We start from the raw sequence: 14,291 nt of genomic DNA, 5'->3' as shown, positions 1-14,291 counted from the left end.
TTTAACCACATATCTGAATAAAACTATTTGAACTAAGATTAAAACATTTGTTGCAATCTACCTCTTAACAGCCCATTTTACTTGCCAATAACACATTTGAGTTATTTGATGCTTTAGATTTTGCATTAAAATAATTTTGTGCTCTAGAGTTTTATAATACTTTAGTGCTATAAAAATTTGATTTTAATTTTTAATAAATAATAAAAATTTGAAACCTATAATTAAAACTTTATTTTTTTTAGGTAGTATGCTCTTCTTAAGTTGCCATAAAAAAGAAGCCATAAAATTGCAAAATGAGCTAGCCAAAGAAACAAGCCCTTATTTATTACAACATGCCAATAACCCTGTTAATTGGAAAGCTTGGAACGATAAAACATTACAACTTGCTAAAAAAGAGAATAAGTTAATTGTTATTTCTATTGGTTATTCTGCTTGCCACTGGTGTCATGTTATGGAAGAAGAAAGTTTCGAAAACGATTCTATTGCCAAAATAATGAACGACAATTTTATTAGTATCAAAGTTGATAGAGAAGAAAGACCAGATATTGATAATGTATACATGAACGCTGTACAATTAATGACTGGTAGCGGTGGTTGGCCACTTAACTGTATTGCATTACCAGACGGAAGACCCATTTTTGGTGGAACTTATTTTACAAAAGAACAATGGGAAAAAGTGTTGTTAGACCTCTCTAAACTTTATAACGAGAATCCAGAAAAAGCAATAGATTTTGCAACAAAACTAACAGAAGGTATTCAGAAATCTGAATTAATTACCATTAGAAAAGACAAGGCCGATTTTAAGGATACAGATATAAAAAATGCCGTTACAAATTGGCAACAAAACTTAGACACTATTTACGGTGGTTCTAAAAGAGATCTAAAATTTCCGATGCCAAATTCTTTGGAGTTTTTAATGAGATATGGCCATCAATTTAATGATCCTAAAATAAATAACCATGTAGAAACTACCTTAACAAAAATGGCTTTTGGTGGAATTTACGATCAAATAAACGGAGGGTTTTCTAGATATGCTACTGATAAAAAATGGCACATTCCTCATTTTGAAAAAATGCTTTATGACAACGCACAACTTGTTAGTTTGTATGCAAAAGCGTATCAAAAAGATAAAAACGAGTTGTACAAAACAGTAATTGAAGAAACCTTAAGTTTTGTAGCACAAGAATTAACAGACCAAAACGGTGCCTTCTTTTCTTCTTTAGATGCCGATAGTAAAAACACACAAAACCAATTAGAAGAAGGCGCTTATTATTATTTTACAAAACAAGAATTGCAAGCTTTAATTACTGATGATTACGCCTTGTTTAAAGAGTATTATAATATAAATGATTTTGGTTTATGGGAAAAAGACCGATATGTTTTAATAAGAAGTACTGCTGATAAAACTTTTGCCAATAAACATAAAATAAGTGCGGATGCACTTTCATCAACCATAAAAAATTGGAAAGCAATACTTAAAAAAGCGAGAAAAGAAAAAGCAAAACCGAATTTAGATAATAAAGTTTTAACTTCTTGGAATGCTTTAATGATTAAAGGATATACGGACGCATATAATGCTTTAAAAAACGAAGCATATTTAAAAACGGCTCTTAAAAACGCTAATTTTATTTTAAATAATCAATTACAAAAAGACGGAACTCTTTATAGAAATTACAAAAACGGTAAAAGTACTATTAATGCCTATTCCGAAGATTACGCTACTTTAATAGATGCTTTTATTAATTTGTATGAAGTTACTCTTGATGACAAATGGTTACATGAGTCTAGAAAATTAATGGACTTTACTTTAGAAAACTATTTTAATAATGAAAACAATATGTTTTACTTTACGTCTAATAAAGATGAAAAATTAATTTCTAGAAAAGTAAAAGTTGATGATAATGTAATTGCTTCTCCTAATTCTATTTTAGCAAATTGTTTGTTTAAACTTAGCCTTTATTATTCAGACACTAACTTTAACAAAATTGCAAATCAGATGTTACATAATATAAAAGATGATGTTTTAACAAATCCTTCTAGTTATAGCAATTGGTTAAATTTAATGACCAATTATACAAGACCTTTTTATGAACTGGCCATTGTTGGGCATAATGCAACGCTTCTTAAAAACGAGTTGAAAAATTACTACATTCCTAATATAATTATAGCCGGAGATTTTAAAGAGAACAACACAATCCCTTTACTAAAAGATAAATTTATTACAGATGAAACCTTTATGTACGTCTGTAATTTAGGAACCTGTAAATTACCTCAAACAGAAACCCAAAAAGCAATTGCATTAATAGATAAATAAAGCACAAAAAAAACATCTCTCTCAAGATGTTTTTTTTATTAACTAATTCAAATTATTAACACAATGAAAACAGTTTACTACGTTGTCTTCATTATTATAAAAAGCAACATCTGTGCCAAAATATAATTGAACTATTCTTTTAGATAAGTTTAACAGTTTTACAAACTAACTCCTCTTCTTTTTTACATTATACTCATAAGGTATGCGCTTTTTTAAAGCCTCTACAATATTATAAGCAGCAGGACAAATAGCAGTATTGGCCACAGTTAAATCGGTAATACCTATAAATTTCTTACGATTTGTATGTGGGTATTCTGCACAAGCTTTAGGGCGAACATCATAAATAAAACAAGTATTATCACTTTCATCTAAAAAAGAACAAGGCGCCGTTTTTAACACCATAAAATCATCTTCATCTCTTTGTAAATATTGCTTTTGAAAATCTGCCACTTTCATTTTTAAATGCTTAGCAATACGCTCTGTATCTTTATCTGTAAAAATTGGGCTTGTAGTTTTACAGCAATTTGCACACGTTAAGCAATCTGTTTTTTTAAACTCTGCATCGTGTAATTCTTGCACAACATAATCTAAATTTTTAGGTACTCTTTTTTTAAGGTTCGTAAAATATTTTAGGTTTTCTTTTTTAGCATCTTCTGCTAATTTTGGTAGTTGTTTTAAGCGTTTTTCCATTGTGCAAAAATACAATTATTCTTAACCAAAAATCATTCTAAAAAACAAATAAAAATATGTAATTTTGCAATTCAATTTTCGATACTACATGAGCATTCAAAACATTATAGAAACCAAAGTAAAAGAAGGTTTTTTAGCTTTATACAATATAGAAATTCCATCTGTAGAATTTCAGGCAACCAGAAAAGAATTTGAAGGAGACATTACCGTAGTTGTATTCCCTTTATTGCGTTACAAAAAAGGAAATCCGGTACAAATTGGTGAGGATTTAGGAAAATATTTGGTAGAAAATATAACAGAAATTACAAATTACAACGTAGTTAAAGGGTTTTTAAACTTAGTAATAGACGATAGTTTTTACACAAATTTCTTTAATACCATTTATACAGATACTACTTATGGATCTGTTTCGCCAAAGGCGGATGAAAAAGCAATGATGGTAGAATATTCATCGCCAAATACCAACAAACCTTTACATTTAGGGCACGTTCGTAATAATTTATTAGGCTATTCTGTTGCAGAAATTATAAAAGCTGCTGGTAAAAAAGTCTATAAAACACAAATTATTAACGACAGAGGTATTCATATCTGTAAATCTATGTTGGCTTGGGAAAAATTCGGTAATGGAGAAACTCCAGAATCTACCGGATTAAAAGGAGATAAATTGGTTGGTAATTACTATGTAAAATTTGACCAAGAATATAAAAAAGAAATTGCGCAATTAATTGCGGAAGGAAAAACAGAAGAAGAAGCTAAAAAAGAAGCTCCGTTATTTGTAGAAGCACAACAAATGTTGCTAAAATGGGAAGCTGGAGATGAAGAAGTTGTAGCGCTTTGGAAAGAGATGAACTCTTGGGTGTATAAAGGTTTTGAGGTTACTTACAAAAATATGGGTGTAGATTTTGACACGTTATATTATGAAAGTAATACCTATTTATTAGGAAAAGATGTGGTTGCACAAGGCTTAGAAAAAGGTGTTTTCTATAAAAAAGAAGATGGTTCTGTTTGGTGCGATTTAACTGAAGATGGTTTAGATGAAAAAATTGTGTTGCGTTCTGACGGTACTGCCGTTTACATGACACAAGATATTGGTACTGCTATACAACGTGTAAAAGATTATGCAGATGTTGGTGGAATGGTATATACGGTTGGTAATGAGCAAGATTATCATTTTCAGGTATTATTTTTAATCTTGAAAAAACTAGGTTTTGATTGGGCTAAACAGTTACATCATTTAAGTTACGGAATGGTAGATTTACCTTCTGGAAAAATGAAATCTAGAGAAGGAACTGTTGTAGATGCGGATGATTTAATGGTAGAAATGACAGAAACAGCTAAAACTATTTCGGAAGAATTAGGAAAATTAGATGGCTATTCTGATCAAGAAAAAAATGATTTGTATGAAGTTATTGGTTTAGGAGCATTAAAATATTTTATTTTAAAAGTAGATCCTAAAAAGAGAATTTTATTCGACCCAAAATCTTCTGTAGATTTTCAGGGAAACACAGGTCCTTTTATTCAGTATACCTATGCTAGAATTCAGTCTATCATTAGAAAAGCAGATTTTGATTATTCACAACCTGTAACTATAGAATTACACGAAAAGGAAAAAGAATTGTTAAAACAATTAGAATTATATCCAGAAACGGTGCAACAAGCAGCTGCAAATTATTCGCCAGCAATTATTGCAAATTACACCTATGATTTGGTAAAAGAGTTTAATTCTTTTTATCAGAATGTACATATTTTAGGAGAAGAAGATTTAGATAAAAAAGTATTTAGAGTTCAGCTATCTAAAAAGGTTGCCGAAACGATAAAAGCTGCTTTTTTATTGTTGGGAATTCAGGTTCCCGAGAGAATGTAAAAAACTAAAATTTATGAAGAAAAAAATTACAATTTTATTAATATTTATTTCTTTAAACATATCCTCCCAATCTTTTTTTAACACCTATAAAAAAGGAACTTTGCATATGAGAGACGGTTCAGATTTAAGAGGTTTACTAAAACTTAGCAGTGGTAACAAAATAAAGTTTAAAAAAACAAAAAAAGACAAGAAACAAACTTTTGATTATAAAGAAGTTAGTCGTGTAAAATTCCTTTTTGAAGAAGAATTTCTTTATAAAATAAATATTAAATCCAAAAGACACCTACTAATTAAAAGAGTAGTTAAAGGTAAACTGAATTTATATTCCTTAATAAGTTATAATCCTGGTTTGTTAATGGGAAATCCTGGATCACCTGTTATAGGAGCAAGTTCACAAACTATTTATTATGTAGGAAAAGAAAACTCTGATTATATAGAAGTACTTCCTAGCATAGATAAGAAAAAGTTTATTAAAATTCTATCAAAACAAACTTCTGATTGTCAAGAGTTTTTAAATATGATAAAAGATAAAGAGAATATCGAATATTTTTTCGAAAAAAAAGAAAGTGAGAGCGAAAGAGATTTTATAAAAAAAGACTCAAGGATAGAACAAATGATTAATTACTATAATTCTCATTGTAATTAAAATATTAAGAAGGAGAGAATGTAAATTAGTTGATACTAGCATTGGCTATAAGTATAAAAGTTAGTAAATTAGCCTGCGTTAGGGATTGAAGTGGCATCCTTTTTTGTTTTTACAAAAAAGATACAACGGAAAGCCTGTTAAAACGCCCAAAACAGAGAAATAAAAAGTTAAATATACAATTATGAAATACGACATCATTATTATTGGAAGTGGACCTGGAGGTTATGTTACAGGGATTAGAGCTTCTCAATTAGGCTTTAAAGTTGCCATTGTAGAAAAAGAACACTTAGGTGGGATTTGCTTAAACTGGGGATGTATTCCAACAAAAGCATTGTTAAAATCTGCACAGGTTTACGATTATTTAAAGCATGTAGACCAATATGGTTTAAAAGCGGAAGCTATTGATAAAGATTTTGAAGCTGTAATTAAAAGAAGTCGTGGTGTTGCCGAAGGAATGAGCAAAGGTGTTGCTTTTTTAATGAAGAAAAACAAAATCGATATTATTGATGGTTTTGGAAAAATAAAAACGGGTAAAAAAGTAGATGTTACTGCTGCCGATGGTACGGTAACTGAATATAGTGCAGACAATATTATTATTGCAACAGGTGCACGTTCTAGAGAGTTACCTAACTTACCACAAGATGGTAAAAAAGTAATTGGTTATAGACAAGCAATGAATTTACCAAGCCAACCAAAATCTATGATTATTGTAGGTTCTGGTGCTATTGGTGTTGAGTTTGCTCATTTTTATAACTCTATGGGAACTGAGGTTACTATTGTAGAATTTATGCCAAATGTAGTGCCTGTAGAAGATATTGACGTTTCTAAACAATTTGAGCGTTCTATTAAAAAATCTGGAATTAAAGTAATGACAAACTCTTCTGTAGAGTCTGTTGATACTTCTGGTGAAGGTGTGGTTGCTACTGTAAAAACTAAAAAAGGAGAAGAAACTTTAACAGCTGATATTTTATTATCTGCAGTTGGAATTAAATCTAACATTGAAAACATTGGTTTAGAAGATGTTGGGATTATTGTTGACAGAGATAAAATTTTAGTGAACGATTTTTACCAAACTAACATACCTGGTTATTATGCTATTGGTGATGTGGTTCCTGGACAAGCTTTGGCACACGTTGCTTCTGCAGAAGGAATTACTTGTGTTGAGAAATTAGCTGGCTTACATACAGAACCTATAGATTATGGTAATGTACCTGGTTGTACGTATGCGACTCCAGAAATTGCATCTGTTGGTTTAACAGAAGCAAAAGCTAAAGAAGCGGGTTACGAATTAAAAGTTGGTAAATTTCCTTTTTCTGCATCTGGTAAAGCAAAAGCAGCAGGTACTCCTGATGGTTTTGTAAAAGTAATTTTTGATGCTAAATATGGCGAATGGTTAGGTTGCCATATGATTGGTGCTGGTGTTACAGACATGATTGCCGAAGCAGTTTTAGGACGTAAATTAGAAACTACTGGTCATGAAGTTTTAAAAACAATTCATCCTCACCCAACAATGAGTGAAGCTGTTATGGAAGCAGTTGCGGATGCTTATGATGAAGTAATTCACTTATAAAGTTACCGTTATTACAAGGAGACTAGAATAATGTAATTTATTATTTTTTTAAATTATAAGATTACCACAGAAGGTAAAAAACTTTCTTAGTAATGACATTAAACGATAAAAATAAACCATTAATCGAAAACCGAAGCACCTCGCTTCGGTTTTTTTGTAGTTTTGAATTCTAAGCAAATAACTATAAAAGAATTAGAATGAAAGCAAAATATCAAGAAGTATTAAATTTAGGAGAACAATTAGCAATCCAAAATGGAGATGTAAAAGAAGAAAATGGAGTTTTACATGTAACCGGAACTGCAAAAAATCAATATGAAAAAAACCTTCTTTGGGATAAAATAAAAGAAATTGGAGGAGAAAATCCTAGCGATATTATGGCTAATATTGATGTTGAAGACACTTCTGTATTTGCAATTCATACTGTAAAAAGTGGAGATACATTAGGTAAAATAGCCAAACAATATTATGGTAAATCAAATAAATACAATGCTATTTTTGAGGCAAACAAAAGTATTTTAAAAAGTGCAGATATTATTTTAGTGGGGCAAGAGTTAGTAATACCTAATTTATAGGGAACTATAAATTATATTTTTAAAACCGAAGTAATTTTACTTCGGTTTTTTTGTTTTTAAATAAGTGATTTTTCAAGTCCTTTTTCTATGTTTTTCCAAAAATAATTCCAAAAAGATCTTGTTTTATCTCTTTCTAGATTATCTACTGTTACTTTTACCAAACCATTTTTAGAAGAATCTTTTATAAACAGGTTTACAAGCCAACTTAGAACAGTCTTCTTATCCTTTTCTTTATCTAAAATTTTAATATTAAAATTTTTAAAATCTACATCTAACTTTCCATTAGAAACAGAGTCATTCCCTTCAAAATCAAAAAACATTTTATCTATAAAACCATCCATTTTTACATTCATAGTTGGTAATAAAAAAGAACTCATATTTTTAGAAGTAATATGAAACAAACCTCCTCTTATTCTAAAATTATCATTTTTGTTAGCAACATCAAAAGTCCAAATTATTTCTAAAGGAGATGCTTTCATAAATTGAGATGTAATTTTAGCTGTAGTTAATTTTGTTTTTTTATTGGTTTTATTATTAATATTAACTATTTCGGCATTTAAATCATCAAAAATTAAGACGCCTGCTTTGTTCCCCTTAATAGTATATTCTTTATAAACTAATTGAGAGTTTACTATATTTAACTTCTCTACATTTATATTAAAGGGTAAATCTCTTAATTTTTTACTGTATAAATCTTTTCTTTTGTTTGGGTGCTCTAATAAAGTAGCATCTAAATATAGATTAAAAAAAACCTCATCTAATAAAATATGTTTAGATGAAAAACTTAGCTTTTCTTTTTCCTCTATTTTAAGATCATTAATAATTATTTTTTTACTAAATAAAGTTAGTAATTCTTTTTCTTCGGATACAAAACGGATATATTCTTTCTTATTTTTTAAAGGAACAATTTCTAAACTATCTATAGATAAATTACGCTCTTTAAAGGTTAATTTAGAAAACTTAACTTTTTGAAATTTAGAATATTGCGTTTCTAAATAAGTAATAGAAGATTCTATATTTGAATATGAAAAAGGTATCGATTTACTTAAGGTTGAATCTAACTTAAAATTTTCTACTTTAAAATTAATGCTTTTAACCTTAAAAGGAAAATTATTATTTTTTAATACATCAATTTTAAGGTTATCTATATAAATTGCACCTATCTCTAAGTCTACTACGCTATCTTTTGAAAAAGACTTTAGTGGTTTATCATTTTTTATAACTTTTCCGTTAATCTTTGGGTTTGTAGCTTTTAAACTAGCAACACGTATAGCATTATTTTTAATAAATTGATAGTAAGAAACTCCTTTTACTTCTATTTTTTCTACCTTAAAAATAAGACTATCTTTTTCTTTAAAAACGGTATTTAAAGTAATATTTCCTAAAAACAAATTCATAGAAATATTAGTGTAACTTATTTCTTTAGATTTTAAATAATCGGCTACTTTATCTTTTAGATAATTATCTGCTACCGCATAAATAGAGATAATCATAAATAAAAACAACATTAAATATCTTTTCTTTTTCATAATTATTAGTTTAAGGCAAATTTAGATTGATAATTAGTCTTTTATTATAGCAATAGATATTTTGTTTAACTGATATCATTCAATTTTAACTAAAAATAGAGCAAGCATCAATTTTGTACCTTATTTTACCTATTTAGCTTCAAAAATTAATGTTTATATTTGATTATCAACTAACTATAAAAAAATAAGCTATGAAAAATGAACATCAAACTGAAAATGATTTAATTATTTCTTACAAATTATTAAGAAAACTAATAGGTTCTATTGGTGTTTTTTTACCTGTAATTTTAGGGTTTGGAATGCTATACTTTGATAAAGCAGATTTTATTAAAGACTCTATAAGTGATTATTATGGCACTCAATTAAGAGATGTTTTTGTTGGTTTTTTATTTGTACTTGGTTTTTTCTTATTTTCCTATAAAGGATATAAAAGTGAAGGAAAAGGACTTTTATATAACGATAATTTTTTTGCTAATTTAGGCGGTGCATTTGCCATTTGTGTAGCATTATTTCCAACTACAAGTAAAATTGCATTTATAAGAACAATCCACCTAAGCTCTGCTGTTCTGTTATTTGCCGTTTTTACTTACTTCTGTTTAGTTATTTTTAGAAGAGGTGTTGCTATTGAAAAACGTTCTGAAATGAAAAAATTAAGAAATAAATTTTATTTAGGATGTGGCATCTTAATTATACTATTTGTAGGTAGTGCAGGTCTTAGTTTTATAGTCATGACAGAAGAAGCTAGAAACGAAACAAACATTATCTTTTACTGCGAAACATTAGCTCTTTGGGCTTTTGGTTTTTCTTGGTTAATAAAAGGTGAAGCCGTTTTAGAAGATACAAGTAAAAAGCAAAATTGATAAAAATTTAAACTTACTTTCTAACCAATAAAACAAAAGCACTATTTTTGCCATTGAAAAAACTTACATGATTACAAAAAAAAACGTATTCTTAAAAGAAACGCTTAAAGCCCTCACCAAACTTATAATTGCAGGAATACTAATTGGTGTTTTAAAACAATACGATGCTATTATTGCAGGTATATTAGTACTTAAGATTATACATAATATTTACAAAGAAATTATACTGCCAAAAACAAATAAGAATTGGTTGCTGTTAATAGGTATGATATTAACTGGCTTTGGTGGAATTGTTGGAGAAACTTGGGGCGTTGCAAATGGTTACTGGGAATATCATGAAGTTACAAGAGAACTACCTCTTTGGTTACCTTTTGCGTGGATGTTAGCTTTCCATTATTTATATAAACTAGAACGTAATTTAATTCCTTTATTAAAGGAGCAAAGTCAAAAAAACAAGATTTTATTAGCTATTTTATTAGCATTGATACTTCCTGCTTTTGGTGAAGTAATTACTATTTATTTAGGAGTTTGGACCTACTATTGGCCATATCAATTACTTGGTGTGCCATTATATGCTTTTATATGTTTAGTATTTGTGCACATGTTAGTCTATACTATTTTACACTTTATTTGTAAAAAGTATAAAATTAATGATGTAGTTTTTAACTAATTCCTCTTTTGTCATTTCGAAATGAGCTTTTTAGCGATTGAGAAACCTCATAAAAAAACTAAAAAATCTACATCATTAAGATTAATAAAACACTTTCACTCAATTATGTGATTCCTCTTCGTTCCTAATTCGGAATGACAAACTGAGTTTCGATTCGGAATGAGCTTTTTTGCGATTGAGAAATCTATTATTTCAAACAAAAAAAAGGTTCAATCAAAATGAAATTTGATTGAACCTTTTTTTATAAATATGTTTTCTTATGAAGAAAATAAAGAAGTTTAATCAACAACCTCGCACCAAGAGTACGAATTATGCTTCCGAAACATGTTTTTTCATTTCGAGGCAAGCACCTGGTAATTAAAACCTTGGCTATCGCCCTGCGATTAAAATCTCCAAGCAACAACTCTTGTTACTTTATTTCCTTGATGCATCGGAATAATTTTAAACTCTCTAGCTCCTAATTTAGCTGAAGATTTCTCTAAACTTTTTACGTTTTCTTTCTTAGAAACCAAACTTGTAAACCATTTACTAGTTTTAGGAAACAAAGAACTTTCATATAAATAATTATGTAAAAAAGCTTTCTCTCCACCAATGTACCAAAGTTCATTATTGTTACCTGCAAAGTTTCTAACAGCGTTATTACCTAAATTTCTAGATTTTCTACCGTTTGCTCCTTGTGCTTCTTCTGCCGATTTGTAAAAAGGCGGATTACACATTACTGCAGAAAAAGAATCATCATCTTTTAAAATTCCTTTTAAAATTTGCGCTTCATTTTCTTGGTGACGTAACTCAATTTTAGCACTAAGTTTATTATCATCCATAATATCTTGTACAGTATCTAAAGAATCTAAATCGATATCTGTAGCAACAAAATTCCAATCGTATTCTGCAATACCTAATAAAGGATAAATACCAGTTGCTCCTGTACCAATATCTAAAATTTTAATATTATTTTCTCCAGAAAGTAAATCTGCTAAATGATGAATATAATCTAAACGTCCTGGTATTGGTGGACATAAATTTTTGTCTCCAAAATGCCAAGTAGAAATTTTATCAAAAGAAAATAATAAGGCTTTATTCAATTCTTTTACTGCTTCCGGATTTGAAAAATCGATGGTAAAAGTACCAAATTCGTTTTTAGCAACAAATTCTTTTAATGCTGGGTTTATAACATTTAATTCTTCAAAATTATATCCCTTGTTGAATTTGTTCTTTGGATGTAGACCTTTATCTTTCATTTATTTATTTTATTTCTTATTAATTAAAATTGATATTTTAAACACTTCACTATTTTTTTCTTAAAAACCTAACCCTTTACAAGCACACTTAACTCTCTAACAATATTCACGTTAATTATTAACACATAAAATAGGCATTCTTACTCACACTACATTATTACTACATCGTAAAAAGCAACCTTATAAACCTCTATATTTGAGTAGATAAAAATCCCCCACATTACATTTAAACAAATGCCATTTTAGAATCTCTATAATGGCATTTTTTTTTATAATTTTTCTAAAAACAATGTATATAATATTGTCTTTATTTAGTTTTATTTTTTGTTGAACTTAATTTTTATAAAAACCAAAAAACAACTTCTTTATTTTCAGATTCAGAACAAATTAAATTCATGTTTTTTTTATCTGTAGCAACTATTAAGCTAATCATAAAAAATACGTCCGTTTATACACTAATTATACTTTTAAGTTTACCCTTTTTGTATTCAATAACGTTATTTTACCTCTACTATTTTTAGATAAACACCTTTTTTTAAATACTTCAAAAAAAGTTATTTAAAAAATTAACACAAACACAAAAAAACATAAAAAACTAAATACCAGTACATTAATATAAAAAAAATAAAAATACGTAAAACTACTTCTACTACATAGATACTACATCTCTAAATAAAACAACATAGTTTTATACTTTTACAAAAAACAACACCCCCCTACTTGTTAATATATAATGTCATTTTAGATTTTCTAAGATGGCATTATTTTTTTTATAATTTACTTAAAAACTCCTGTAAGGTTTCGTTTTCTAGTTCTAGTTTTTTCTTAATTCTATACCTTGTGGTTTCTACACTTCTTGGAGATAAACTTAAAATAGTTGCCACTTCTTTACTCTTTAAGTTTACAGCTATATATGCACAATGTTTTTGCTCTGTTATAGATAAATTTGGTAATTTTTTTAATAACCCTTCAAAAAAATAGGGTCTGTTTTTGGTAAATTGAATTTTAAAATCCTCCCAAAAATCCTCTTCAGAAATAATTTCTTGTAAAGATCTGTTTATAGAATGCATTTTAACACTTTTTATACTTTCTTTTTCTTCTATAAGTGTAGTAATCTTTTTTATAACATTATTTACAGCATCTTTATAATTAGAAATTTTTAGTGTTTTAGTTAATAATGTATCTTCATTAAATTTTAATAAAGATTTTATTTCTTCATTTTTAGAAATCAATCCATTATTGGTGTCTTCTAATTTTGCGAAATTACATAAAAGTTGATCGTTTAAGGCTTCTTTTTCTTCTAAAGAAATTTTAAGTTTATTTGAAAACTGATAACTCCTTCTTATAAAATAGAAACTAATTAATAAAAATAAGATACTACCAACTGTAATTATTCTATGGTTATAAATAATCCTTTTATTACTTTTAAGTAATTCGTTTTCTAAAGCATTTTCAGTATCTAAAAAAACATTATTTTTTTCATTTTGATATTTAATTTTTAATAGCAACAAAGAATCAGAAGATTTCATAAATTGATAAGCTAAATCATATTTCTTTTGTTTTTTATTTAGTTGCGCATAAATAAGGTATATAGCCCTATAAGACTTTATAAGATCTTCTTGTTTTTCTTTTCCTTTAAGCTTTTTTGTGATTTTAATTGCTTTCGATAAATTAATTTCGGCTAATTGATAATCTCCTAAATTTACGTAAGCTTCTGCTAAAAATGTGTGAAAATATTTTAATCTTGTTTGCTTATAATTACTTTTCTCTATAGCAGCAATTCCTTTTTTAGCATTTGCAATAACTTTTGTCCAATCTTTTAAATTAGCATGCAACCTACAAAGGCTAAAATAAGTATCTACAACAAACGTTTTATCTTTATTTTTTTCTCCATAAAAAAGAGCTTTGTTATAACTATCAATAGCTAACAAGCTATCTTTCTTATTAGAATAAAATATTCCTAAAAGGTTGTTAAGAGCTGTTTTTACTTCGTAATTATTACATTTTTCAGCAAATAAAACTCCTTTCTTTGCATTTTTTACAAGACTATCACCTTCGTTTAAAGTATAATGTTTTAATGCTCTTAAATGATATACTTTACTTAAAATACAGGGATCATTAAAAGTGATACTATTATTATCTATAAAAAATAAAACTGGTAATAAAGTACTTGTTTTATCTTCTAATTCTGAATCTAAAAAAGCTTGGTTTATTTTTTCTTCTAAATTATTAGTAGTTATCTTTTTGTTGCTATTCTGATTAGAGCAATTAACAAAAGTTAGAATCAGTAAAAATAGATAAAGGCCTTTTAAATTCAACTTTAATAGTTTAAACAAAC

At 27.9% G+C, this 14,291-nt stretch carries 11 protein-coding genes; 7 read left to right on the top strand and 4 right to left on the bottom strand.

Annotated features, from left to right (window positions below; genetic code table 11):
* Positions 1-208 precede the first annotated feature (208 nt).
* A complete protein-coding gene (locus WG951_RS16575; RefSeq protein WP_317044715.1) occupies positions 209-2,314 on the top strand; it encodes a thioredoxin domain-containing protein in 2,106 nt (701 codons plus the stop codon).
* A 165-nt stretch (positions 2,315-2,479) separates the two neighbouring features.
* Here WG951_RS16575 and WG951_RS16570 read toward each other — a convergent pair whose 3' ends face one another.
* Positions 2,480-3,004 (bottom strand): YkgJ family cysteine cluster protein, encoded by a 525-nt coding sequence (locus tag WG951_RS16570; RefSeq protein ID WP_105048046.1) that lies wholly within the window; start codon positions 3,002-3,004, stop codon positions 2,480-2,482.
* 88 nt (positions 3,005-3,092) lie between these two features.
* Between WG951_RS16570 and argS the strand changes: the two genes are divergently transcribed.
* The 4 genes from argS (at position 3,093) to WG951_RS16550 (ending at position 7,656) form a co-directional block, all read left to right on the top strand.
* A complete protein-coding gene (argS, locus tag WG951_RS16565; RefSeq protein ID WP_105048045.1) occupies positions 3,093-4,868 on the top strand; it encodes an arginine--tRNA ligase in 1,776 nt (591 codons plus the stop codon).
* A gap of 13 nt (positions 4,869-4,881) precedes the next feature.
* On the top strand, positions 4,882-5,514 hold the full coding sequence (locus WG951_RS16560) for a hypothetical protein (RefSeq protein WP_146105250.1): 633 nt from the start codon (positions 4,882-4,884) through the stop codon (positions 5,512-5,514).
* 181 nt (positions 5,515-5,695) lie between these two features.
* The gene (gene lpdA, locus WG951_RS16555; protein ID WP_105048043.1) at positions 5,696-7,084 is read left to right on the top strand and encodes a dihydrolipoyl dehydrogenase; all 1,389 of its coding nucleotides are present in this window, start codon (positions 5,696-5,698) and stop codon (positions 7,082-7,084) included.
* Between the two features lie 197 nt (positions 7,085-7,281).
* Complete coding sequence (locus WG951_RS16550; protein WP_211296697.1) at positions 7,282-7,656, top strand: LysM peptidoglycan-binding domain-containing protein; 375 nt, start codon at positions 7,282-7,284, stop codon at positions 7,654-7,656.
* 56 nt (positions 7,657-7,712) lie between these two features.
* Here the strand turns inward: WG951_RS16550 and WG951_RS16545 are convergent, their stop codons facing one another.
* The gene (locus tag WG951_RS16545) at positions 7,713-9,185 is read right to left on the bottom strand and encodes a hypothetical protein (protein WP_105048041.1); all 1,473 of its coding nucleotides are present in this window, start codon (positions 9,183-9,185) and stop codon (positions 7,713-7,715) included.
* A gap of 191 nt (positions 9,186-9,376) precedes the next feature.
* On the opposite strand from WG951_RS16545, the gene WG951_RS16540 reads away from it, so the two are divergent.
* Both WG951_RS16540 and WG951_RS16535 read left to right on the top strand, forming a co-directional pair.
* Positions 9,377-10,045 (top strand): hypothetical protein, encoded by a 669-nt coding sequence (locus WG951_RS16540; RefSeq protein WP_105048040.1) that lies wholly within the window; start codon positions 9,377-9,379, stop codon positions 10,043-10,045.
* A 67-nt stretch (positions 10,046-10,112) separates the two neighbouring features.
* Entirely contained in the window at positions 10,113-10,715 is a 603-nt protein-coding gene (locus WG951_RS16535; protein ID WP_105048039.1) for a hypothetical protein, read from the top strand.
* 383 nt (positions 10,716-11,098) lie between these two features.
* Here WG951_RS16535 and rlmF read toward each other — a convergent pair whose 3' ends face one another.
* Together rlmF and WG951_RS16525 are read right to left on the bottom strand one after the other, a co-directional pair.
* On the bottom strand, positions 11,099-11,953 hold the full coding sequence (gene rlmF / locus WG951_RS16530; RefSeq protein WP_105048038.1) for a 23S rRNA (adenine(1618)-N(6))-methyltransferase RlmF: 855 nt from the start codon (positions 11,951-11,953) through the stop codon (positions 11,099-11,101).
* A 770-nt stretch (positions 11,954-12,723) separates the two neighbouring features.
* Entirely contained in the window at positions 12,724-14,271 is a 1,548-nt protein-coding gene (locus WG951_RS16525; protein ID WP_146105249.1) for a tetratricopeptide repeat protein, read from the bottom strand.
* Positions 14,272-14,291: the final 20 nt, after the last annotated feature.

It is taken from the genome of Polaribacter butkevichii, from assembly GCF_038024105.1.
GTDB classification, from domain to species: domain Bacteria; phylum Bacteroidota; class Bacteroidia; order Flavobacteriales; family Flavobacteriaceae; genus Polaribacter; species Polaribacter butkevichii.
This window is presented reverse-complemented; position numbering and strand designations above follow the sequence as displayed.

What these genes read in the sequence shown, in the direction of transcription:
- WG951_RS16570 (WP_105048046.1), bottom strand. Translation starts at nt 3,004, where the DNA reads ATGGAAAAACGCTTAAAACAACTACCAAAATTAGCAGAAGATGCTAAA.
- argS (WP_105048045.1), top strand. Translation starts at nt 3,093, where the DNA reads ATGAGCATTCAAAACATTATAGAAACCAAAGTAAAAGAAGGTTTTTTA.
- WG951_RS16560 (WP_146105250.1), top strand. Translation starts at nt 4,882, where the DNA reads ATGAAGAAAAAAATTACAATTTTATTAATATTTATTTCTTTAAACATA.
- lpdA (WP_105048043.1), top strand. Translation starts at nt 5,696, where the DNA reads ATGAAATACGACATCATTATTATTGGAAGTGGACCTGGAGGTTATGTT.
- WG951_RS16550 (WP_211296697.1), top strand. Translation starts at nt 7,282, where the DNA reads ATGAAAGCAAAATATCAAGAAGTATTAAATTTAGGAGAACAATTAGCA.
- WG951_RS16545 (WP_105048041.1), bottom strand. Translation starts at nt 9,185, where the DNA reads ATGAAAAAGAAAAGATATTTAATGTTGTTTTTATTTATGATTATCTCT.
- WG951_RS16540 (WP_105048040.1), top strand. Translation starts at nt 9,377, where the DNA reads ATGAAAAATGAACATCAAACTGAAAATGATTTAATTATTTCTTACAAA.
- WG951_RS16535 (WP_105048039.1), top strand. Translation starts at nt 10,113, where the DNA reads ATGATTACAAAAAAAAACGTATTCTTAAAAGAAACGCTTAAAGCCCTC.
- rlmF (WP_105048038.1), bottom strand. Translation starts at nt 11,953, where the DNA reads ATGAAAGATAAAGGTCTACATCCAAAGAACAAATTCAACAAGGGATAT.